The organism is Thalassospira sp. MCCC 1A01148 (genome assembly GCF_001613795.1).
In the GTDB taxonomy this organism is placed as follows: Bacteria; Pseudomonadota; Alphaproteobacteria; order Rhodospirillales; family Thalassospiraceae; genus Thalassospira.
Genome location: NZ_LPVZ01000023.1, coordinates 25,859 through 47,837 on the forward strand (window position 1 = coordinate 25,859; position 21,979 = coordinate 47,837).

The window sequence follows — 21,979 nt, forward strand, 5'->3', positions numbered from 1 at the left end:
CTGCCCGATAGAGGACCAGATGCACTACAGCATGCGGCAATACCGTGCCGAAGCGGAAAGCCACAGTCATAGCGATTTCCATCAGATCATCATTTCTGATCTTGGCCGTCTTGAGATGGAGGTCGAAGGTCGGGGTGGTGAGGTTTTTGGCCGTCAGATGGCCTTTGTCGAAGCGGGCAAGACCCATGCCTACCGCGCAGAGGGCCTGAACCGTTTTCTGGTTCTTGACCTGAATACGGACTTGGCGCGCCGCACCGGATTAGAGGCACTGTGGTATCGCCATGGCGGGGCCTCAACCTATCTTGAAGTTCGAACCGGTCATCAACAGGGACTGGTCGGGTTGCTGGGCCATTTGTCGGCTGCGAATGAGGATGTCTGTCCAGACGGGCTGGAATGTCTGAAAACACTGTTGTTGCGCAGTCAGCGCGCAAGCGGTCTGGGGGCATTCGCCTCGCAGGCATTGCCGTCCCGTCTTCTTCGCGTGATGGCATGGGCCGAAGCCCGGCTGGGAGAAGACATTACGATCGCTGATCTGGCAGCTGTTGCAACACAATCGGAAAGCAGCCTGTTTGAGGCATTCCAAAAGTATGTCGGGACAAGCCCGATGCGCTGGCTGACAGAGCAGCGTCTTGAAATGGCAATGGCGCTTTTGCGTGATCAAGATGTCAGTCTTTCAATGTCAGATCTGGCGAGCGTGGTCGGGTTTTCCGATCAAAGTGCTTTTTCCCGCGCCTTTTCACGACGCTTTGGCTGTTCGCCAAGGGCTGCTAAGCGCAGCGCTCACGGCCTCACATACTAAAGCGTTTCTGTAAGAAACATTTTCATCATTTTTGTGGTTTTGCGCCGTTCTTGCCGCGAACTTCTGGAGTTTGGGCAAAGACCTGCCTGCTGTGAGCGGGCATCTTCCCCTGTGCAAGAAGCAGCAATATGGGGCGACGTCGATGAATGTGGTGAATGGCAAGCGCAAGGCGACGTTGATCGGGGCGATAGCCGTTATTCTTTGGGCGCTGCTTGCGCTGTTTACAACCGAACTGGCATCCATTCCGCCATTTCAGCTGGTCAGCCTGTGTTTTGCCATCGCGACACTGTTTGGTGCCGCTTGGATTTCTCTGCGCGGGGGCAGTGTGGTGGGCGTGTTGCGTCAGCCACTTGGTGCTTGGCTTTTGGGTGTTGCGGGCCTGTTTGGCTATCACTTTTTCTATTTTGTGGCCTTGGCCAACGCGCCGGCGGTTGAGGCCAGTCTGATTGCCTATCTCTGGCCGCTCTTTATTGTTTTGTTTTCCGCGTTTTTGCCCGGTGAACGCTTGAAATGGAAGCATGTCGGGGGTGCTGTTCTTGGTTTGACGGGGGCAGTCCTTTTGATTGGCAAGGGGCAAGGCGTGTCTTTCGATCCGGCATTTGCGGCTGGATATGGTGCGGCGATCATCTGTTCACTGCTGTGGTCGGGATATTCTGTCTTGAACCGGCGTTATCGCAATGTGCCAGTTGGGGCTGTCTGCGGATTTTGTGCCGGTGCATCGCTTCTGGGGTTTGGAACGCATGTCATTCTCGAAGCATGGGTGCAGCCGGATGCAACGCAGTGGTTGGCAATTCTGGGGCTTGGGCTGGGGCCGGTTGGTGCCGCCTTCTTTGTTTGGGACCATGGCACCAAACACGGTGACATTCAGGTTCTTGGCGTTGCGGCCTATGGGGCACCGTTGCTCAGTACGTGTTTGTTGATTGCTTTTGGCAAAGCGCTCGCGACGCCTGCAACCATTGCGGGATGCTTGCTGATCGTTGGCGGTGCGATTCTTGCTTCGTTAAACATCCGATTGCCCCGAAAAAACACCCGCGTCTCCGTAAAATGACGCTCTGGCGCGCGCAAACCAGATCGTCCTATTCACAAGCTTCCCGGTCGTACGACTTATATTAGCCCATTAAATTGTTTGGCTTTTTCCGCTCGTGTTCCCCAAGCACGCATTTGTTTGCCGACGCAACATTAATTGCATTCACTTTTAAGTGACTTGTATTCGTTTAGTTTCCATTCGTGCCTTTGGAAGATTACAGTTGTCGGGCATAAGTTGGGCGTTGCTCTCTAAAATGTGAGGCAAATAGCTGCATTGAGTGTTGTGCGACGCGGTATTAATGACTTATAGTCATGGTTTATCAGGTGGTTGCTAGTCGTTTAACATGCGTAATTGGGGGCATTTGTGGCAAACGGGAATGCTGATGTGACAGCCGAAGTGAAAAAGGCCATGTCGGCTGGCGAATTCGCATCTGCTGCGGATGTTGGCGCTCGGCTGCTGAAAACGCATTCGCGTAACACCCTTTTGTCCGTCATGACATCTGTTGCGGAAATTCATGCAAAGCGGTTCTCGCGCGCTGGTGCGCGTCTCAAACGGTTAATTGCCGATGTATCGCCCAGCGATCAGTATTTCGCGCCCATTCTGCAAAACCTGCACGAGTATGCCCGTATTACGGGTGACTTTTCCGCCGTTGTTCAGGTGCTTGAAAGCAAACGCCAAAAGCAGAATGCGCATCCGATTTACTCGGAAGCGATCGCCAATTTGGTTCTGGAGCGTTTGAATCAGCAGGGGATGGCGCGCCTTTACTCGAAAGACATCTTTCACGCGATTGAATTGCTTGAAAAACTTCCAGCAGATTACCCGCGTGCACGTGAGGCAAAGGAAGTTCTGGCGCGTCTGTATGTCCATTGCGAAGTGACCGACAAGGCCTTTTCATTGTTGACCGAATTGGTCGCGGCCAATCCTGACGACAGGGCTTTGCGGCTGTTCCAGCTTTCTGCACTTGCCATTTCCGGTGAAGTAGAGGCTGCAAAAAAATGTGCGCTTTCCCTCATTGATGATTACACCGATATCGGTCCACGGCCCTATCTGGTACTTTGTTATCTTTCCCCGCTAGCGTTACCCGAAAACAGCGAACAGGTTCTTGAGGCCTACTTGGCCGATACGCGGAACCCGGTTATTGATCGTTTTCAGGCCGCGTTTGCATTGGGCGCAATGGCGGAAAGTCGTAACGACATGAAAACCGCGTTTTCGCGCTATCAGGCGGGACATGCAATCAGTGCGGCGATTGCGCCGTATGACATCAATAAAGATCTCACGTCATTCGAACGTATTCGGGCGCTTCTGAACCAAACGGTTCAGCATGGCGAACCACGTTCCATGCATAAAGACGAAGCGCCGACCCCGATATTTATCGTTGGCATGCCGCGTTCTGCCTCCACATTGGCAGAAAGCATTCTTGGGGCCCATGCCGATGTTCACGGTGCGGGGGAAATTGGTGATTTTGCACATATCGTCTGGGAGGTAACGGGCGTTAAGGACGTTGCCGACCAGATGGCGAAGTTGGGCAAAGCCGAAATTCATGAAATTCGGCGGCGGTATCTTGCCGCACTTCGCGGTTACGCCCCGGATGCGCGGTTTGTAATTGACAAAAATTTGGGCAATCTCACGCGTGTCGGCCTGATCCGGATGATTTTCCCGACGGCTCCGATTGTCTATATGCGTCGGAATCCTGTCGCGACTTGCGTGTCGATTTATACGACACCGTTTGTCAATTCCATGCGCTACGCTGATAACCTTGATGATCTTGCGGCCTATTATCGGGCTGCTGAAGAATTGATGACCGAATTTGTCGAAACGGATAAGCATAACACCGTGTTTGAACTGGAATACGAAACATTGGTCGCCGATCCGGAGACCGTCGGACGGGCCCTGTTCACCCATTGCGGTATCAACTGGGATTCAAGTTGTCTTGAGTTCTATCGGTCGGAAAAGGTATCGCGAACCGCAAGCATGTTGCAGGTCAGAAGGCCGCTAAATAGCGATTCTGTTGCCAAGTGGCGCCGCTTCGAACCCTATATCGGCCCACTTATGATGCTGGATGACGATCATGGCGCGGTTCAGGAAATGCGCGCGTCTTGATAGACGCGCTGGCGCTGTAATGTCGAGGACAGATGGTGGCGATAAAATCTGATATTGCCTCGGAAATGAAACGGGCAATGTCGGCCGGGCAATTTGACCAAGCAGCCAAAATTGGTGCCCGGATTTTGCGCCTGCACCCCAAAAGAACCGATATCGAGATCATGACGGCCGTCAGTGAGTTGCAGACAGGTTGGCTTGCAAACGCGGGTCGGCGGTTAAAAAGGCTGTTTCATGCGCTGCCGTTGACAGACCGTTTCTTCGCGCCGGTTGCGCAAAATTTTCGCCAGTATGCCTACCAGTCAAATGACTTTGCGGCATTGGAAACTGCAATAAGAAGGCGTCTGGGGACAGAGCCCGGGAACGGCATTCTGGCCTATATGCTGGCGGATGCCATATTTCAGGACGAGCTCATCAAAAGTCCTGGAGTGTGCGTCGCACCGCGACTTGCAGAGGCAATTGATGCGCTTGTGCTGATTCCTGCGCAATCAGCACAATATGATGATGCACAAATTCTGCTGGCACGGATCCATTTGCATCAGGAACAGCACGCCCAAGCATTTGATGTGCTTGAAAAGTTTGTCATACGGTATCCGGATAATCTGGCTGTGCAGATGATGCTGGCTGCGTCGTATGCTGCAGCCAATGAGGCGAGCAAGGCTGTTTCCACATGTCTCGCGATCATTTCAGTCAATCCATTCTATAGTGCGCAACCTTACCTGATCATCTCCTTTATGCGCCCCAAATCCATGCCAGAGGGTGCAGTCGGTTATCTTGATTCCATGCTCGACAAGCAAGACCTTGCGAACGCGGAACGCTACAAGGCGGCCTTTGCGCGCGCGAGGATCGAAGAGACCAAAGGCAATATGAAACAGGCCTTTGATTTCTATAAGCTGGGACATGCTGCAAACCGCGCAGAGCGCCCGTTCGACATAGTACATGAGCGTAAAGAGCTTGCGCGTTTGCGTGATATGGCGGGGGAAACGCCGGTTTGGGATCACGCGGGGGCAGGAGATGAAAATGGGCCACAGCCAATCTTTGTCGTCGGCATGCCGCGGTCCGGAACGACATTGACCGAGCGTATTCTTGGTGCCCATCCCGATGTGTATGCAGCTGGTGAGATCGGCGATTTTGCCAAGGCGGTGATTGACGTGGTCGGAGTTGGCCCGGTTTCAGAGAAGTTGGCACGCATTGATCGCAAGGCTGCAGCCAGAATTCGCAAGCAATACCTTGATGCGTTAAAGGCCTACGCGCCCGAAAAACGCTTTGTCACCAACAAGACACCAGCCAATTTCATGCGGATTGAGATGATCCGGCGCGTTTTCCCTGATGCACCGATCATTCACACCCATCGTCACCCGCTTGCGACTTGTCTTTCGATTTACACAACGCCGTTTTCGGTCCCGATGCGCTACTCCGACGATCTTGGTGAATTGGCCGATTATTATCGCGGCTATGTCGCGTTAATGAAAGCCAGTTTCGAAGCCGATGATCGAGGTCAGATGTATGATCTTTCTTACGAAGATCTGGTGTCCGATCCAGAAACCGTGGCCCAGGATTATCTGGCGCATTGTGGGCTGGACTGGCATCCCGGATGCCTTGAGTTTTATCGAAGCGACAAAGCCGCCGCAACTGCCAGCATGATCCAGGTACGCCGTCCGATCAACCAGGACTCGGTGCAGAAATGGCAGCGGTTTGAGCCGTTTATCGGCCCGCTGGTGGCACTGGCGGACGATGCGGAGTTTCGTCAATGGCAGGCCCCTGTAAAATCATCGCGACGTGTTGTTGCCGCGTAGACCTTGCGGGGTGCTTCGGGTTAGAAGGTATCAGACGGAACTCAATACCAAGAAAACCGGAGCACGGCGATGAACAGCACCATTCCAAAGGCAGAGCTGCATTTGCATCTTGAAGGAGCGATGACGCCCACACTTGTACGCAGCTTTGCCAAGCGCAATGGAATGACCTTGCCTGATGACATTTACGATGATCAGGATCGCTACATCTGGAACGACTTTCCCGAGTTCCTCAATAGCTTCGACAAGGCAAGTGCCGCCATCCGCACCAAGCAGGATTACGCCGACCTGACCTGTTTTTACCTGACAGAGCAGGCAAAGGCCGGCGCGATTTATGTCGAAATCTTCTGTTCCCCGACCCATGCGGCTGACTGTGGCTTGTCATTTGATGATCATCTGGCAGCGGTGGTCGAAGGCATTGATCGCGCCAACAAGGAAACCGGCATTGTCGGCCGCATCATCATGACCTGTGTGCGTCATATCGGACCGGATGTGGCGGTGAAGGTTGCCCGCGAAACCGTGGCCTGTGGTCATCCATACATTGTTGGATTTGGCATGGGCGGTAATGAAAGCATGTTCACGCAGGAAGATTTCTATGCGGCGTTCAAGGTCGCCCGTGATGGGGGGCTCGGTTGCACGACCCATGCTGGCGAAGTTCAGGGACCACAAAGCGTCTGGGACGCGATTGAAAAGCTGCCGGTGACCCGTATTGGCCATGGCGTAAGATCAATTGAAGACCCGAAACTGGTCGAAACATTGGCCAAGCGCGAGATCGTACTGGAAGTTTGCCCGGGATCAAACATCGCGCTTTCGGTGTTCCCGGACTATGCATCCCATCCATTGCGCAAATTCTATGATGCCGGTGTCAAGGTCACACTGGGGTCGGATGATCCGCCTTTCTTCTTTACTTCGCTTGCGGCTGAATATCAGCGTGCTGAAGAGGTGTTTGGCTTTACCCCGGAAGAACTGCGGGGCCTGACTCGTACGGCCATCGAAGCGGCCTTTGTCGATGACGGTATTAAGGCGAATCTTTTCGCCAAGCTTTAATTGTCAAGCCGTCTGACAACGTGCGATATGCGCATCAAAGGCGTGCCAGAACTTGTCCCTGTAAAGGTCGCGCTCCTGAAGGATCTCGTGGCGGGCTTCCGGGATTTCCGTAATCGTCACGGACGGAACACCGCCAAACAGGTCTTCGGTAATCTGATTGGAAACAACCTGATCGTTTCCGGCCAGCACCATCGTGATTGGTGGTAGCAACCATTGACCGGATTTCATCTGCTCTATGCGGTCTGAAACCGATGCCTGTGCCTTGAAACACGCATCAAGCCAACCGGCAGATACACCGCCGACCACAAGGTTCGGGTGCTCTTTCAGGATCGCGACGTTGCGGGCATAACGGGTTGCATCCGACGTCAGGATGTTATCGGGGTCAAACTCTGCTAGCGGACTGAGCTTCGCTTGCCCGGGAAGATATTGTTTGTCGAACCCGTACCGGCACATGCTGTCAGCAACGAATTGCGCTGCCAGCGACAACCAGTCATGCCCACCCAGCCCGAAAAACGGCGCGACCATCACGGCATTTTCCCAAAGACCGGGTTGATCAAGCATCATCGCCATGGCGACCAGCCCGCCGGTCGAGTGGGTCAGGACGCAAGGACATTCGATACCATGTGCCTGTTCGACATGCTCGATGACATGGCCCGTGTCGGCGATATAGTGCGCAACGTCATGGATGTAGCCCATCACAGGGTCATCGGTTTCACGTGACGAGCCGCCATGACCCCGAAAATCAAAAGTCACGCAGCCAAATCCACGTGCTGCAAGCTCATCGGCGGTTTCCTGATAGCGTTCGATATATTCGCCGCGCCCTTGCAGGATCAGTATGTGCTGACCTGCGTTTTCAGGTGTTTGAACGCCAAAACGGAGCTTGATGCCATCCGGCGTTTCGAGGGTTTCAGTCGTAAATGTCATGCGCACATTTCGGGGTTATTCTTGGGCGGTCACAGATGTCGTGATGAAATCCTTCATCTTGTCCATCATGCCGGTGAAATCCGGATTGAACGTTCCGCGGCGAAGCGTGCCATCCGGGGCCGTATCAAACAGATTGCGTTCCGCATACATGACATCATTACCCGACCGGCAGCGTGAAAGTGCGTCGGGATCGTCATAATGCCCGCAATCGGGGGCCGAGCCATCCAGGCCATATATGGGATCATTCGGGTTCATGGTAATGGCCGTGTGCGCATGATTGAGTGTGCGCAACTGATCATTTTCCGAGCGCACAATATCAATCCCCGCACAGTCCGGAAGGTTCATGGCAGAGGTAATCCTGCCCTGATACCAGACCAATTGTTTTTGGGATGCAGTGACCTTGTTGCAGTAAAAATCAAGCATGACATCGGGATTGATGGTTTGGTCGTCTGAGCTGACAACCCCGAATACCGGGATGTCAAAGTCAGGCAGGCTGCCTTCGCCATAGGGTTCGGTCAGAAGGTAAAACTCGGCGGCGGCATTCATCGCCATCGAGCCATATTTGCCCGGATCGTTGTTTTCGCCCTGACCAACCCAGTCTTTGACGTAGCGTACATAGGGGGTAAGCCACGCCTGATCGCTTTTGGCGGCAAGACCGGGCGACAGCATGACAAGTGCCGAGACCCGGTCTTTGTCTGATTGCTCGCTATACACCCGGCCAATCAGGGCTGCACCGGTGGAAAAGCCCATTGGGATGATGTGTTCAATATCATCGTCAAAGCTGTTCAACCCGAAACGAACCGTCTTAAGCCAGTCTTCATAGTCCACATCAAGCAAGTCACCGGGGACCGTGCCGTGACCGGGCAGAAGTAGCCCGTGGAAGACCGCGCACGGGAAGCGATCACGCAAATTGTCGCGAATGTCACTTAGCCAATAGGGACTGTCTGTAAGACCGTGAACCATCAGGAAACCAAGGCCATTTCCCTGCAAAGCGGGATCGTCGCCAGTGCATGTGGCGCCAACCGGTCCAAGTGCATAGGGTGCGCGCATGTCGACAACCTGATTTAGGGTGTGTTCCCCAAACGGTTTTTCTTCCCCGGCAAAGCGTGTTCGGGAAATTACATCGCGCAGATTCTGGCGGGTGGATTGGACGTAATCATCAAACGAAGTTCCCGGGGCAGGGGCCGTAATCGCCGCGCCAGATGGTTCAAGTGCCGTGTCGGGTGTTGCGCAGGCACCTGTCGCCAAAAGACCACAAAGGGCAAGGGATGCAAGCCCTGTATGAATGATGCGAGACGTGCCCATTGGTTTTGCTCCGATCCGTTTCCGGGTTTGAAGAGGTTTGTTGTTTTGCCAACAGGGATGTTAACGCGCGTACCGGTATGGTGCGAGCAACAAAAAAGCGACCTGTGTACAGATCGCTTTTTCTGACAGTTGGCTTGGCCGAAACCGGCTATTCAATCAGTTCCCAGCTATGGGTGACTTCAGCGGCCTTTGAAAGCATGATTGAGGCAGAGCAGTATTTTTCCGCAGACAACTCAACCGCACGGCCAACCTTTGTTTCATTCAGATCCTCGCCTTTGACCTTGAAGTGCAGATGGATCTTGGTGAAGACCTTGGGATCGGTTTCGGCACGTTCTGCTTTGACATCGGTTTCAACATCCAGAACGTTTTCACGGCCCTTCTTGAGAATATGCACAACATCAATAGACGAGCAGCCACCAAGACCCAGCAGGAGCATCTCCATTGGACTCGGTCCAAAACCGTTATCCTTGTCGCCATCCATGACGACGCCGTGGCCGGTGCCGCTGGTGCCGGTGAAGGTCAGATTTTCAAGCCACTTTACACGCGCTTCCATGATCGAATTCCCATCTGCAATAAACTGTTGCCTTAACCTCTAGCCCGCCTTGGATGTGCCTGCAAGGTGCGATCACGGGCAATCGGGGGCTGAAAGGTCGAAAATGCGACCATGGGTGGTAAGTTGTTATAGGAGTTTTTACTTTCCGGACGGATAATGTTGCGATTATTCAGATTCCTATGGTGCAGGAGTTACGGCCATGACACAGGACCCGACGCGTAGCAAAAGCCGTTTCATGATGGGCATGGAGCATGTTCTGCGTGAGATCAATCACGAGATCATCAGTCCGGCCATCCCTGACATGTCCGTTGAAAATGCCGTTCCTCTGATGATTACGGTTGCACGCCTGCGTGCGGAGTATCTGAAATTCGCTTTTCATCTTTGCGATGATCGGGCCGAAGAACACCCGACTGCCGAGGAACTGGCAAAGCTCAAGCATCTGCGCGAAAGTTTCCAGGAAATGCTGGCCGTGGCCAAAGAGCTCGAGCACTGCATTGACCGCGGCTACATTGATCTTCCGACCAAAAAATAGCGATATACGGGTAAACATTCGCGTTTGATATCTGTACAACAAGAAAAATAATGACTTATTCTCGAGTATATGCAATGGGTTGCGCATAAATATACAAGACCGACTTAAAAGGTCTGATTTGGGGCATCACATAAAACGCGTATAAAGGGAGAGCGCTGCTTTGCAGCGCGCCGGGTGTCTTGTCAGTCAGTGCGGATGTGGTGGCAACTGCGGCGTTGTCACGTGATAGCCTTATTTTTCTTGATCCGGACGGCCTGAAGGTCGTGCATGTCAATGCTGCTGGGCAAAAGCACCTAGCTGATGCCAAGTCCGTCATGCGACCGGGCACAGAGATCAAGCAGCTCTTGGCCTATCTTGCCAAGAATGGCGAATTTACTGATGGTGATGCGGTCGGAGCAGTGCGAAATGCCCTTGCTGCGATTTCGTCGGGCACGCATTCCGAACTTCCTGCTTTTCGTTTGGGCAAAATTCCATTCGTTTGGCACTGCGATGAAGGTCCGTCAGGGACGATTGCGCTTGTATTGCGCGATGTTGGCCGCGCACAGGAACTTGCCAAAGCGTTGGCGGATCACAAAACCTTTATCCAGCACCTGATTGATGTTTTGCCGACCCCGGTTTACCTCAAAAATCGCGACGGGGTACTTACCCGGTGTAACGGTGCCTTTGCGGAACTGTTCGGCCTTGGTACAGAGGACGCAATCGGCAAGAGAATGGCCGATTTCGCGCCGAAATCACTTGCCAAAACCGTTGGTGAACTCGAAGCCCCCTTGCGCGATAAAGAAGGTCAGGTCCGCGACGAGATCAGCTTTGCCATCGCCGATCAGGAATGCGTTGCCCTGTTTGCGGCTTCAACGCTTAAGGGGCCAAGCGGGGCGATCGCCGGTACCATTGGCTCGCTGATTGACGTGACCAGCTTGAAAAAGGCCCAGGCAGAAGTCGCCGAAGCGTCCCAGCGCCTGACGGAACTGCTTGAAAGCGCGCCAATCGGGGTTGGGATTTCCAAACGCGATAGCGGTGTGTTCCGGTTCTTCAATACCACCTTTGCCAAAATGCTTGGTATCGAAGACGAAAAGGAACCATCTGACGCCATTCTCCTTTCAGAGCGCTATCGTGAAAAGTCGCTCAAGGATATGGATGCGCTCGGTGAATTGCAGGATGTCGAAATCCGCCTGCGCCGACCGAATATGGCAGATGCCCGTTGGCTCAAGACGTCAATTGAACCCCTGTCATTCGAAGGCGAAGAGGCCGTTCTTTGGTGGACCAGTGACATCACCAAGCAAAAACACGCCGCGCGCGAACTGCAAAACAAGGCCAACAACGATGAACTGACCGGGTTGGCCAACCGCGCGCGTTTCATGCAAAAACTTGATCAGTGTGAAAATGTTCTGCGCGGGACAGATACCCCGGCGGCGATCTTTATTCTTGATCTTGATGGGTTCAAGCAGCTGAACGACACGCAAGGCCATGCGGCTGGTGACTGGGTGCTTGTGGAAACCGGCAAGCGCCTGAAGCGTGCGGCGCGCCGGGCAGAAGAAGTTGCACGCCTTGGCGGCGACGAGTTCACCTTGCTGTTCTTGAATAAGGGTGGCGAAAAGGAAATGAGCGCGGTGGCCGATGCCATACTTGCCGAAATGAGCCAGCCATTTGTCTGGGAAGGACATGACTGCGGCATATCGGCCTCAATTGGATTGTCTGTATTTGACGGCGGCTCCTGCGATATGAGCGAGCAACTCCGCCGTGCCGACAAGGCAATGTACGAAGCCAAAGCAGCGGGCAAGGCGCAATATTGCCTTTATAGCCCGGCCTTGGAACCCGATCTTCATGGTGACTAAACTGGTATCTACTCTGTGATGCCAGACTGTCGGCATTGTGGCATCGGTGGCATCAATCCGGCGTTACGCCGAGCGCGTCAAACAACGGCGCAAGGTCCTTTGTAAACGGACGCCAACGTTCAACACTACTGTTGTAAATCGGTTGGCGGACTTCTAACGCGCTGTGCGTGCGGACTTCACGCTTTGTGTTGTGAAATTCTAGGCACGCGTCCTGCCATTCCAGTCCCAGAAATTCAAGTAACCGATTGGTTTGACTTTCTTGATCAGCCACCACTTTTTCGTAGTCGACCGTAAGATATTGTTGTGACGGTACGACCTGTTCCCAGTGGTTCATCAAGCCTTGATAAGCGACATAGAAACGTCCGATTTCGGCAAGGTCGCAAAGGTAGCTGTGGCCATCGCCAAAGAAATGGGTGAAACAGGAAAATGCGGTGTCAATTGGGTCGCGACGGGAATGAATGAACTTCGAGTTGGGGAACGCCATGGCTAGTAAGCCAACCGAAACAAAGTTGCCCAGCATCTTGTCGACAACATAGCGCGGTTTGTTGTTCCCCGTCGTGATTTCTGGCGGCAGTTTGCGGGCAACTTCCTCGCGATAGGCATTTGCAAAAGCCTTAAGGCGCGGGGTATCCCTCAGAAAGGCTGTATGTTGTGGCAGGGAAGGAAACAGTTGACCGTATAGCCGTTTCTGCAATGCCGGGATCGTGCGAATTTCACCCACACCGAACACATCGCTATGACTGTCCAGGATGCGTTCCAGAAGGCTCGACCCGCAGCGTGGGACCCCAACGATAAAGATGAATTGCTGCGCGTCTTCCGGCTCGTCGGAAAGCATGTTTTCGCGGATTATCTCCGGGGTAAAGAATTCAGGCATATTGCGCAGATAACCAAGAGACTTTTCTTCATCATAGTTCAAATTGTCGCGCTGGATTTTATTGGCCTTGAAGTAGTTCTCCATCGCTTTCGTTCCGTCGCCCTGATGCATGTAGGCTTCACCCAATGCATAATGCAGGTGCTGGAGATCCTTGCTCGATAGTTTGGCCTTCTTGGTCTTGAGCAGGTTGTGGATTGCCTTGAAGTCATCGGCTGTGAATTTCTTCAGCGTTGCAAGGGCTGTCCAGGCGCGCGCGAAATACTTCGTCGTCTTGATTGCGTCGCGAATGGCTTTTTCACAGCCCTCAGAATCCCCCATGGCCTTGAGGTGATCAGCCCGTTTCATCAATATGCTGGCAATCTCCTGAGGCGTCGGGCGACGGACAACATGGGTTGGCGGGTTTGTGGATGCGGCTTGTGCTGCTTGCAAAGCCTGCTCAAACAGTTGGTCTGCCTGTTTTGGTTGCGGCGACCCTGCCACGGATGATGCATAGATTTCCCATGTTTGCCAGTTCCCTGGATTTTCAGCGATCACATGGTTGAATAATTTGACACCCTGATCAAAGAAGCCGTTATGAATCAGGACGCTCGCGAGTTGTGTCTTGATTTTCGGGTCATTCTGATCACGTTTCATCGCAACTGCCAGAACGTTTTGCGCTTCGATGTTCATGTTCTGTGAACGCAAGAATTGTGCGAAGTCGAGGAAGTACAGGTTTTTGGCATTCTGTGCCTTGCAGGCAAGCTCAAGATGTTTGAGTGCCTGTGCGGTATTGCCCTGACGTTCAAGAATACCGGCAAAGAAGTGCAGTATGGGGCCGTCGCTGGCGTCGTTGCGCAGGTATTGCTGGCAAAGTTCGTGGGCTTCTTTTGCCTTCCCCGCATTCCAAAGCTTTTGGGCGTTCTGCAGAACTTTCTGGGCCGTTTGCTGTGTCGCGGTCATCTGTTGTCCTTTTCGGGCGCTTCGACGCCAAGGGCTGTGAGTAAAGGTTGGATATAGGGGGCGTAGGGTTTCCAGCGTTCAACGCTGGTTTGATAGATGCCCTGACGAACCTGCGCGGCACTCGCGGTTCGGACCAAACGTTCCGTCTTGTGGAAGTCAAGCACGGCATCATTCCAGGGCAGGCCCAGAAATTCGATCAGTCTGCGGGCTTCAGGTTCGATATCGGCGACGAGATCTTCGTAGTCTACCTCGATAAATCGGTCCTTGGGTAACACAGCGCGCCAATGTGCCATCAGGTCTTCATAAGCGCGATAGTAATGACCCAGCTCGGTTTGGTCGTAGGCGTAGACTTGCAGATTGGCGAAGCGCTTGGAATAGCACGACAGGCACGTATCCACCGGGTTGCGGCGGCAATGAATGATCTTGGCGCCGGGCACCGAAAGCAGAATCAAGCCAGCCCAAGCGAAGTTCCCCAGCATCTTGTCGATAATGATTTTGGTCGTTGACGACGCCGTTAACATCGCATGGACTTCGTCGCGATAAAGCTTCGCAAGTTCCGTCAGCATGGCCTGATTTCTGATCTTGGTATGGTCTTCGGGCTGACTGGGGAAGGTGGTGCCAAACAGCCGATCCTTGTATTTCGGCAAGCTGCGCAATTCGCCGGTGGGCAGCGTTTCGGGATGGCTGCCAAGAATTTGCTCCGTGAGGGTGCTGCCACAGCGGGGCATGCCCACGATAAATGCGTGGTCCGGGCCTTCACCGGTCTTTTCCGGCAGGTTTTCAAACAGTGTGGCTGGAAAGTAGTCTGCTATTGCGCGTACGCGTTCGCAGGCATTTTTTGAATCATAGGCCTTTCGCGTGGGGGTATCCTTGGCAAAATCCTGACGACGCAACGCATTGGCGCGATCAAGGTGAAAAATCGCCTGTTTGGGATTCTTGCTATCGATATAGGCCTTGCCCAGCGCAAAGCCGATCATTTCGCGGTCAACTTTGGCCAGCTTATCCTCATTTGCAAGGATATCGGCCATTGCCGCGATTTCGGGACTGTCAGGCTTAAATATCGTCACATCTGCAAGATCATGCCATGCACGTCCCGACTTGGGGTTCTCGTCAATTGCTTTTCGGAAGTATTCCGCAGCACCGTCAAGATCACCCATATGACGTTTCGCTTCACCGATCTGAAGCAAGTTGCTGATCCGGCGATCCGGTTCATCCGGGGCGAGTTCTTCTGCGCGACCAAGATATTGCAGTGCTTCGCGCACACGTCCAACCTTGATAAGTGCCGATCCAAGATTGGTAAGTGCGCCCCAGTCATTGGGAGCGAGATCAACAGCCTTCTCGAGGATCGCTATGCCCTGGGTAATGTGGTCACCCTGAATGAGGTAGACGCCAAGGTCACTGTAAGTCTGGGCATGCGTGGGAAATTTCCGGATAGCCGCAAACAAGATTTGTTGCACCAGATCATACCGCTTGCTTGCAGCAAAAATACCAGCCAGCTCACGGAAATATTCAATTTTTGTGTCGGGCAGGTTGCAGGCAGTCTGCAGGACTTTTGCCGCTTCATTCAGATTGCCCGTCGCACGGTAAATTTGGGCAAGAATCAGATGGGCAGCACCATAATCCGGAACCAGTGCCAGTGCCTGTCGCGCATGTTCAAGAGCGTCACCCGCCTTGCCTGACGCCAATGCGCTTTGCGCGGCATGGATCAGTTTGTCGGCCTTTTGGCGATTGCGCTTTTCCGCGAAACTGGGCTTGGACGCTGCCTTGCTCATGGAGATGATTAAATCCTGATACGAAAGATCAGGTCAACCTTAAGCGCAAGGGGTAAGCAAACTGTTTAAGCGGAAACGAAAAACGCCCGGCCAACCGGCCGGGCGTTTCCCGTAAGCATGGTCTTCCAAAAGGAAGATTATGCGCTGTAGTACATGTCGAACTCGACCGGGTGCGGAGCCTGTTCGAAGCGAATGACTTCTTCCATTTTGAGCTCGATGTAAGCTTCAATCAGGTCGTCGGTCATGACGTCGCCTTTTTTCAGGAACTCACGGTCTGCATCGAGGCTTTCAAGAGCTTCACGCAGCGAGCCGCAAACGGTCGGAACTTCTTTGAGCTCTTCCGGCGGAAGGTCATAGAGGTTTTTGTCCATTGCTTCGCCCGGGTGGATCTTGTTCTCGATACCGTCAAGGCCAGCCATCAGCATCGCGGTGAAGGCGAGGTACGGGTTGGCCATCGCATCCGGGAAGCGGATCTCGACACGCTTGCCTTTCGGCGATGCGGTGTACGGGATACGGCAGGATGCAGAACGGTTACGTGCAGAATATGCCAGCAGAACCGGTGCTTCAAAGCCCGGGACCAGACGCTTGTAGGAGTTGGTCGACGGGTTGGTGAAGGCGTTCAGAGCCTTGGCATGCTTGATGATGCCACCGATGTAGTACAGGGCGGTGTCAGACAGGTCAGCATAGCCGTTACCTGCGAACAGCGGCTTGCCTTCGTGCCAGATCGACTGGTGGGTATGCATGCCCGAACCGTTGTCACCGAAGATCGGCTTCGGCATGAAGGTTGCGGTCTTGCCATACTGGTGTGCAACCATCTGGATGCAGTACTTGTAGATCTGGATGGCGTCGGCATGTTCGATCAGGGTGCCGAATGCGATACCCAGTTCGTGCTGCGACGGAGCAACTTCGTGGTGGTGCTTTTCGCAACGCACGCCCATTTCGTTGATGTAGTTGACCATTTCGGCACGGATGTCGTTTGCCGAGTCAACCGGCGGGACCGGGAAGTAACCACCCTTCGGACCCGGACGGTGGCCGCGGTTGCCGCCTTCGAATTCGGTGCCGGTGTTGTACGGACCTTCTTCGGAGTCAAGCGCGTACGCCATGCTCTCCTGCGAGGTGCTCCAACGGACGTCGTCGAACAGGAAGAATTCCGGCTCTGCGCCGAAGAATGCGGTGTCGCCGATGCCAGCCGACTTCATGTAAGCCAGTGCGCGTTTCGCGGTCGAACGCGGGCAACGCTCGTAACCCTGGCCGGTGGCCGGTTCGATAACGTCGCAGAACAGGATCAGGCAAGGCTGAGCGGTGAACGGATCAACAACAGCGGTTGCCGGATCCGGCATCAGAATCATGTCAGATTCGTTGATGTCTTTCCAACCGGCGATCGACGAACCGTCGAACATGATGCCGTCAACAAAGACGTCTTCGTCGATCGTGCAGATATCCTGCGCGGTGTGCTGCCATTTACCTTTGGAATCGGTAAAGCGCAGATCGACAAACTGGATGCCTTTTTCTTTGATCAGATTAAGTACAGAAGCAGCGTCAGACATGATGCAACCCTTTAAAACTCATAAACAGTTACCGTATGGTGTTCTTAGCGTGGCGTGACCGATCAGATCGCGTCGTTACCCCGTTCACCAGTACGAATACGGATCGCGTCCTCGAGTGAGGAAACGAAAATTTTACCGTCGCCGATACGCCCGGTATGAGCGGCTTGCTGGATTGCCTCAATCGCACGCTCAACCAGCGTGTCCTCGACAACGATTTCCAGCTTTACCTTCGGCAGAAAGTCCACAACGTATTCGGCGCCGCGATACAGCTCCGTATGACCTTTCTGACGTCCGAAACCTTTGGCTTCGGTAACGGTAATCCCTTTGAGACCGATCTCTTGAAGGGCCTCTTTTACCTCGTCAAGCTTGAACGGCTTGATGATGGCTTCAATTTTTTTCATTAGCGCCCTCTGCTTTTTGGCGAGAGTTGCGTTGAACTCTGTAAAGCGTAATGCTTCGCCCGCTGACTATTGCACGGACCATGCCAGTTTTTACCGGCCACGGCATTCTAAGGATTCTCGTTGCGAAAACCCAGCAAAACCCATGAAATTTTTACGATTTTCCACCTTGTCGCTGACTGCGTTTTAGGCAAGATGTTCAAAAAATATGCAAATGACCGATTTGACAGGCACGTGGGGGCATTTGATTGGTTCCGGACTTGCCAATCGGGGGCCATCATGCAACAGGATTTTCTATGAAAGGGTTCTATCAGATGCGAAAATGTGCACGATGATCGGGACTCGACCGGAGGCCACCATCCGGTGAACGACCATAATATAAAGGACGCCTCATGACCGAATTTGTCGGCAATCCGCTTTTCGCTTCTGGCGGGATTACAATCTTTGAAGTGATGAATGAGCTGGCCCTGAAGCACAAGGCCATCAATCTGGGGCAGGGCGCGCCAGATGAAGACGGCCCGGCCGATATCCGCGAGGTCGCGGCAAAATCACTGACCGATATGTCCAACCAATACCCGCCTTTGGCCGGTGTTCCGGAATTGCTTCAGGCGGTTGCCGATCACAACAAACGGTTTTATGGAATCGAGGTTGACCCCAAGAAAGAAGTGCTGGTCTCGGTCGGTGCGACCGAAGGTCTGGCCGATGTCATCCTTGGTCTGGTTGCACCGGGCGATGAAGTCATCCTGATCGAGCCGCTTTATGACAGCTACCTGCCGATGGTGAAACTGGCAGGCGGCATCCCCAAGCTGGTGCGTGTGACCCCGCCGGAATGGGAGCTGCCGCGCGAAGAGCTTGAAGCCGCGTTTTCCGACAAAACCAAGCTGATCTTGCTCAATTCGCCGCAAAACCCGTGCTCTAAAGTCTATCGCGAAGACGAGCTGCAATTCATCGCCGATCTGTGCATCAAGCATGACGTGATCGCGCTGTGTGACGAGGTTTACGAGCATCTTGTCTTTGACGGGCGCAAGCATACACCTTTGATGACCCTGCCCGGGATGCATGAACGCACCGTGCGCATTGGATCAGCCGGCAAGACCTTTTCGCTGACGGGGTGGAAGATCGGCTATATTACGGCCTGCGCCAAACTGATGGAGCCGATCAAGAAGGCGCATCAGTTCCTTGTCTTTACCGTATCACCCGCCCTTCAGCATGGCGTGGCATTCGGCCTGAACAAGGACGACGCCTATTTCGAGAACTTCACCGCCGAAATGGAAGCCAAGCGCAATTACCTGATGAAGGGGCTGAAGGAGGTCGGGTTTGACGTGCTCGATTCCCAGGGCACTTACTTCATCACCTGTGATTTCCGTCCGCTTGGCTATGACTGCGATGATGTCGAGTTTTGCCAGATCATGATCAAGGAAGCAGGCGTGGTGGCGATCCCCGTCTCGGCCTTCTATCAGGGTGAAGATGGCGGGGTGCGCAACTTCGTGCGGTTCTGCTTCTGCAAGGACGAAGCCAAAATGGACGAAGCGATTGCACGGATGAAAAAGGCTTTTGCCAAGTAAATTTTGCGATGTTTCGCAACGAAAGCTGGCAATAAGACAGTTTGCTGTTCCTGCACCAGCATAAGACGGGCCGACATTTTTTAATGTCGGCCCGTTCTGGTTGCGCGAAGGGAGATCAGGCGGTTTGTTCAAGTGCGCCTTGCCCCTGAAGCGGGAGGCCCGCCTCGCGCCAGTCACTTTTGCCTTCGTGGTAATCCCGCACATTGCTGTAACCAAGCTTGGTCAGCGCCATCCGGGCGATGCCGGAGTTCTTGCACGGACCATTGGCGCAATAAACAACAATCGGTGAATGCAAATCGGGCAGGATCTGCTTCACGTTTTCATCAATGGCGTCATGGGGAATGTTGATCGCGCCGGGCAGGTGGGCATCAACATAATACCGCGCCGGAAGCGCTTCGATCAGGGTGGGTGCGTTGGCGGTGCCAAGGGCGGCCTTGAGTTCGTCACGGGTGATTGTGTTGCTCATTTTCCAATCTCCATCTGGAATGTTGTGGGTGATGGGATCAGTATTGATGTGCAGGTATGCGAAGTAAATTTGTGATAATTCAAACAGTATGTGCAATAATGCGAATCGTTGGGCGGCGCAGTTGGAGGGTTGCACATGCTGGAATGGGATGATCTGAAACTGGTACTGGCGGTGGGGCGGGCACGCAGCATTACCCAGGCGGCCAGACAATGTGGCCTTCATCATTCCACATTGTTTCGGCGTATGGCCGACATCGAAAGTCGCCTTGGTGCCAAGCTCTTTGAACGTCAGCAGGGCGACTATCAGCCGACCAGTTCCGGTCTGGCAGCGATGCAGACCGCTGAAAACCTTGAGGCGGAAATGGCCGTTCTCGCCCGTACCCTTGCGGGGCAGGATATCCGGCCAACCGGCACAGTGCGATTGACCACGACAGATACGTTGCTTCACGCGGTGCTGGCCGATGATCTGGCCGCTTTTGCCAATGGCTATCCTGAGATCACTGTACATGTTGTGACCGACAACCGGTTTTATGACCTGAACCGGCATGATGCCGATATCGCAATCCGGCCAAGCAACGCGCCCAATGAAAACCTTGTCGGGCGGCAAATCGCCCCGATCCGGTCTGTGGTTTGTGCGGCAAAGGGCATGGGTGATCCCAACGACGCTGACGGGCCATGGATCACTTGCGATGAAAGCCTTGCCCATATCAAGGCCGCCCAGTGGCGCGACAAGCATTTCCAGGAACAGCATGTCACGATGCGCAGCAATTCGCTTTTGAATGTTGCACGGCTGGTGAATGCCGGGGCGGGCTATGCGGTACTGCCGATGTTTCTTGCCGGTGCGTTTTCCAATATCACCATCCTTGGTGATGCGATTGACGGGCTTGATAATGATCTTTGGATCTTGATGCACCGCGATCTTAAGGCTGTGCCGCGCATTCGGGCGTTCAATGATTTCATGTTCCCGCGGCTTAAGGCCAAATCCGCCCTGTTTGCGGGCGCATGACGGACAAAGAAAAAGCCGGGTTTCCCCGGCTTTTGCTGTATCTTGATATTTGCAATGCGTTGATCAGGATTTGACCATTTCCCAGCTGCCGGTCTTGGCAGAGCGGGCAAAGGCATCGAGGATCTGCATATTGGCAATCGCGTCCTCGATTGGGTAATCGATCGGGCTGTCCCCCTTGAAGATCGCGGTGGCTGCCTCACCCTGCAGGGTGTAGTGGTTGCAAACCGGGAATTTGATTTCGCGTGCTTCGTCAAAGCCTGGTTGTTTCTGGCCCGCGACGCGAATGACGGCTTCGTTTTCCGACACGGGATTGAACGGCATCAGGATTTCAATCCGGCCTTCGGTGCCAAGGATATGCACGCGCTGAACAGCGGCCGATTGTGTGCCGCACACAAAGCTTGCCTGCAGGCCTGACCCGAAATCGAGCATGCCCGATACCAGACGATCGGTTCCGAATTTCGGATCCTTGTCCATCAACGACACCACACGGATTGGTTCCTTGCCGGTGATGAAGCGCGGGCCGACAATGCAGTAGCAGCCGATATCAAGCAATCCGCCGCCGCCAATGTCCTTTTTGTTGCGCACATTATTCGGATCAGCATTGAAATAGGTAAAGATGCTTTGCACCGTGTTGAGCTGACCGATCTGGCCGCTTTCAACGATCTTGCGTGCCTCAAGCCATTGCGGATGATGGCGGACCATAAACGCCTCAACCACCTGCTTGCCGCTTTTGTCACGTGCCTCGATCAGGCGTTTGGCGTCTTCGGTATGAAGGCCGATCGGCTTTTCACACAGAACATGTTTACCGGCCTCAAGCGCCTTGATTGACCATTCCACGTGCAAATGGTTGGGCAGGGGATTGTAGATCGCCTCAATCGACGGATCGGCCAGCAGTTCTTCATACGAACCATAGGCCCGCGGAATGCGCATGTTTTCTGCGACCTCGCGGGTCTTTTCAAGATCGCGACCGGCAATGGCCAGGATTTCAAGCTGATCGCTTTCCTGCATGGCCGGAATAACCTTTTCCGTGCCGATCTTGGCGGTGCTGAGAACGCCCCACTTCATTCCGATACTCCGTCTGTTTTTCTCTTTTGTGGCCATTTCGACCTCAGGACAATCAGGCAACCCTTTATATATGGGGGTTCCGACAGCCTGTGTTTTGGCAATGGCTTGTTATTGAACCAAATTAATTAAGGCATGTGGTCAGGGATGCAAGATGTTCAGACGGGTGGGGTACCCATTTTACGGATAGGAATGGATGAAGAAACCGGTTGCGGATGGCTCAAGCCCGCAAAAATCGGCGCTTTGAACAACTTGGCCGAAATCAGGGGAAAAAATTGAAAATATGCGCTTGACGTTGGGGGCCTCGGGCCATATAAACCGCGCCACACGATGGCGGGTGTAGCTCAGGTGGTTAGAGCACCAGTTTGTGGCACTGGGGGCCGTGGGTTCAAGTCCCATCACTCGCCCCATTTGTGAAAAGGTCAGGCAGAAATGCCTGGCC

The 21,979-nt window shown here is 53.7% G+C and carries 18 protein-coding genes and 1 tRNA gene; 10 read left to right on the forward strand and 9 right to left on the reverse strand.

Going from position 1 to position 21,979, the window contains the following annotated elements; translation table 11 throughout:
• The first annotated feature begins 19 nt into the window (after positions 1-19).
• The 5 genes from AUQ43_RS18815 (at position 20) to AUQ43_RS18835 (ending at position 6,763) form a co-directional block, all read left to right on the forward strand.
• On the forward strand, positions 20-799 hold the full coding sequence (locus tag AUQ43_RS18815) for an AraC family transcriptional regulator (protein ID WP_062957862.1): 780 nt from the start codon (positions 20-22) through the stop codon (positions 797-799).
• 142 nt (positions 800-941) lie between these two features.
• Entirely contained in the window at positions 942-1,847 is a 906-nt protein-coding gene (locus AUQ43_RS18820; RefSeq protein WP_062957891.1) for a DMT family transporter, read from the forward strand.
• A 363-nt stretch (positions 1,848-2,210) separates the two neighbouring features.
• Positions 2,211-3,926: a tetratricopeptide repeat-containing sulfotransferase family protein gene (locus AUQ43_RS18825; RefSeq protein WP_114129941.1), complete on the forward strand. Its 1,716-nt coding sequence runs from the start codon at positions 2,211-2,213 to the stop codon at positions 3,924-3,926.
• A 317-nt stretch (positions 3,927-4,243) separates the two neighbouring features.
• Complete coding sequence (locus tag AUQ43_RS18830) at positions 4,244-5,719, forward strand: sulfotransferase (RefSeq protein WP_181838597.1); 1,476 nt, start codon at positions 4,244-4,246, stop codon at positions 5,717-5,719.
• Between the two features lie 69 nt (positions 5,720-5,788).
• A complete protein-coding gene (locus AUQ43_RS18835) occupies positions 5,789-6,763 on the forward strand; it encodes an adenosine deaminase (RefSeq protein WP_062957865.1) in 975 nt (324 codons plus the stop codon).
• Positions 6,764-6,766: 3 nt separating this feature from the next.
• Here the strand turns inward: AUQ43_RS18835 and AUQ43_RS18840 are convergent, their stop codons facing one another.
• From AUQ43_RS18840 to AUQ43_RS18850, 3 genes are all read right to left on the reverse strand, one after another.
• On the reverse strand, positions 6,767-7,687 hold the full coding sequence (locus AUQ43_RS18840; RefSeq protein ID WP_062957866.1) for an alpha/beta fold hydrolase: 921 nt from the start codon (positions 7,685-7,687) through the stop codon (positions 6,767-6,769).
• Positions 7,688-7,702: 15 nt separating this feature from the next.
• Positions 7,703-8,992, reverse strand: coding sequence for a carboxylesterase (locus AUQ43_RS18845; RefSeq protein WP_062957867.1), 1,290 nt, complete (start codon positions 8,990-8,992; stop codon positions 7,703-7,705).
• Between the two features lie 148 nt (positions 8,993-9,140).
• Positions 9,141-9,545: an OsmC family protein gene (locus AUQ43_RS18850; RefSeq protein WP_062957868.1), complete on the reverse strand. Its 405-nt coding sequence runs from the start codon at positions 9,543-9,545 to the stop codon at positions 9,141-9,143.
• A gap of 199 nt (positions 9,546-9,744) precedes the next feature.
• On the opposite strand from AUQ43_RS18850, the gene AUQ43_RS18855 reads away from it, so the two are divergent.
• On the forward strand, positions 9,745-10,077 hold the full coding sequence (locus tag AUQ43_RS18855) for a hypothetical protein (protein ID WP_062957869.1): 333 nt from the start codon (positions 9,745-9,747) through the stop codon (positions 10,075-10,077).
• A 179-nt stretch (positions 10,078-10,256) separates the two neighbouring features.
• Entirely contained in the window at positions 10,257-11,909 is a 1,653-nt protein-coding gene (locus AUQ43_RS18860) for a diguanylate cyclase domain-containing protein (RefSeq protein WP_232310749.1), read from the forward strand.
• Between the two features lie 52 nt (positions 11,910-11,961).
• Here the strand turns inward: AUQ43_RS18860 and AUQ43_RS18865 are convergent, their stop codons facing one another.
• From AUQ43_RS18865 to AUQ43_RS18880, 4 genes are all read right to left on the reverse strand, one after another.
• Positions 11,962-13,722 carry a sulfotransferase gene (locus AUQ43_RS18865; RefSeq protein ID WP_062957870.1) on the reverse strand — a complete coding sequence of 587 codons (1,761 nt, stop codon included), beginning with the start codon at positions 13,720-13,722 and terminating at the stop codon, positions 11,962-11,964.
• Positions 13,719-15,494 (reverse strand): tetratricopeptide repeat-containing sulfotransferase family protein, encoded by a 1,776-nt coding sequence (locus tag AUQ43_RS18870; protein ID WP_062957871.1) that lies wholly within the window; start codon positions 15,492-15,494, stop codon positions 13,719-13,721. The genes AUQ43_RS18865 and AUQ43_RS18870 overlap by 4 nt, the downstream gene beginning before the upstream one ends.
• Before the next feature lie 137 nt (positions 15,495-15,631).
• Positions 15,632-17,041 (reverse strand): type I glutamate--ammonia ligase, encoded by a 1,410-nt coding sequence (gene glnA, locus AUQ43_RS18875; protein WP_062957872.1) that lies wholly within the window; start codon positions 17,039-17,041, stop codon positions 15,632-15,634.
• A 62-nt stretch (positions 17,042-17,103) separates the two neighbouring features.
• A complete protein-coding gene (locus AUQ43_RS18880) occupies positions 17,104-17,442 on the reverse strand; it encodes a P-II family nitrogen regulator (RefSeq protein WP_007091888.1) in 339 nt (112 codons plus the stop codon).
• A gap of 389 nt (positions 17,443-17,831) precedes the next feature.
• On the opposite strand from AUQ43_RS18880, the gene AUQ43_RS18885 reads away from it, so the two are divergent.
• Entirely contained in the window at positions 17,832-19,004 is a 1,173-nt protein-coding gene (locus tag AUQ43_RS18885) for an aminotransferase (RefSeq protein WP_062957873.1), read from the forward strand.
• Between the two features lie 115 nt (positions 19,005-19,119).
• On the opposite strand, the gene AUQ43_RS18890 is transcribed toward AUQ43_RS18885, so the two are convergent.
• Entirely contained in the window at positions 19,120-19,470 is a 351-nt protein-coding gene (locus tag AUQ43_RS18890; protein ID WP_062957874.1) for a rhodanese-like domain-containing protein, read from the reverse strand.
• A 135-nt stretch (positions 19,471-19,605) separates the two neighbouring features.
• Between AUQ43_RS18890 and AUQ43_RS18895 the strand changes: the two genes are divergently transcribed.
• Entirely contained in the window at positions 19,606-20,475 is an 870-nt protein-coding gene (locus tag AUQ43_RS18895; RefSeq protein ID WP_062957875.1) for a LysR family transcriptional regulator, read from the forward strand.
• Between the two features lie 63 nt (positions 20,476-20,538).
• Here the strand turns inward: AUQ43_RS18895 and AUQ43_RS18900 are convergent, their stop codons facing one another.
• The gene (locus AUQ43_RS18900; protein WP_062957876.1) at positions 20,539-21,540 is read right to left on the reverse strand and encodes a Gfo/Idh/MocA family protein; all 1,002 of its coding nucleotides are present in this window, start codon (positions 21,538-21,540) and stop codon (positions 20,539-20,541) included.
• A 330-nt stretch (positions 21,541-21,870) separates the two neighbouring features.
• Between AUQ43_RS18900 and AUQ43_RS18905 the strand changes: the two genes are divergently transcribed.
• A tRNA-His gene (locus AUQ43_RS18905) sits at positions 21,871-21,947 on the forward strand.
• Positions 21,948-21,979 lie beyond the last annotated feature (32 nt).

Bases quoted from the DNA above. Each gene is read 5' to 3' on its own strand.
- AUQ43_RS18815 (WP_062957862.1), top strand. From the start codon at position 20: ATGCACTACAGCATGCGGCAATACCGTGCCGAAGCGGAAAGCCACAGT.
- AUQ43_RS18820 (WP_062957891.1), top strand. From the start codon at position 942: ATGAATGTGGTGAATGGCAAGCGCAAGGCGACGTTGATCGGGGCGATA.
- AUQ43_RS18835 (WP_062957865.1), top strand. From the start codon at position 5,789: ATGAACAGCACCATTCCAAAGGCAGAGCTGCATTTGCATCTTGAAGGA.
- AUQ43_RS18840 (WP_062957866.1), bottom strand. From the start codon at position 7,687: ATGACATTTACGACTGAAACCCTCGAAACGCCGGATGGCATCAAGCTC.
- AUQ43_RS18845 (WP_062957867.1), bottom strand. From the start codon at position 8,992: ATGGGCACGTCTCGCATCATTCATACAGGGCTTGCATCCCTTGCCCTT.
- AUQ43_RS18850 (WP_062957868.1), bottom strand. From the start codon at position 9,545: ATGGAAGCGCGTGTAAAGTGGCTTGAAAATCTGACCTTCACCGGCACC.
- AUQ43_RS18855 (WP_062957869.1), top strand. From the start codon at position 9,745: ATGACACAGGACCCGACGCGTAGCAAAAGCCGTTTCATGATGGGCATG.
- AUQ43_RS18865 (WP_062957870.1), bottom strand. From the start codon at position 13,722: ATGACCGCGACACAGCAAACGGCCCAGAAAGTTCTGCAGAACGCCCAA.
- AUQ43_RS18870 (WP_062957871.1), bottom strand. From the start codon at position 15,494: ATGAGCAAGGCAGCGTCCAAGCCCAGTTTCGCGGAAAAGCGCAATCGC.
- glnA (WP_062957872.1), bottom strand. From the start codon at position 17,041: ATGTCTGACGCTGCTTCTGTACTTAATCTGATCAAAGAAAAAGGCATC.
- AUQ43_RS18880 (WP_007091888.1), bottom strand. From the start codon at position 17,442: ATGAAAAAAATTGAAGCCATCATCAAGCCGTTCAAGCTTGACGAGGTA.
- AUQ43_RS18885 (WP_062957873.1), top strand. From the start codon at position 17,832: ATGACCGAATTTGTCGGCAATCCGCTTTTCGCTTCTGGCGGGATTACA.
- AUQ43_RS18890 (WP_062957874.1), bottom strand. From the start codon at position 19,470: ATGAGCAACACAATCACCCGTGACGAACTCAAGGCCGCCCTTGGCACC.
- AUQ43_RS18895 (WP_062957875.1), top strand. From the start codon at position 19,606: ATGCTGGAATGGGATGATCTGAAACTGGTACTGGCGGTGGGGCGGGCA.
- AUQ43_RS18900 (WP_062957876.1), bottom strand. From the start codon at position 21,540: ATGAAGTGGGGCGTTCTCAGCACCGCCAAGATCGGCACGGAAAAGGTT.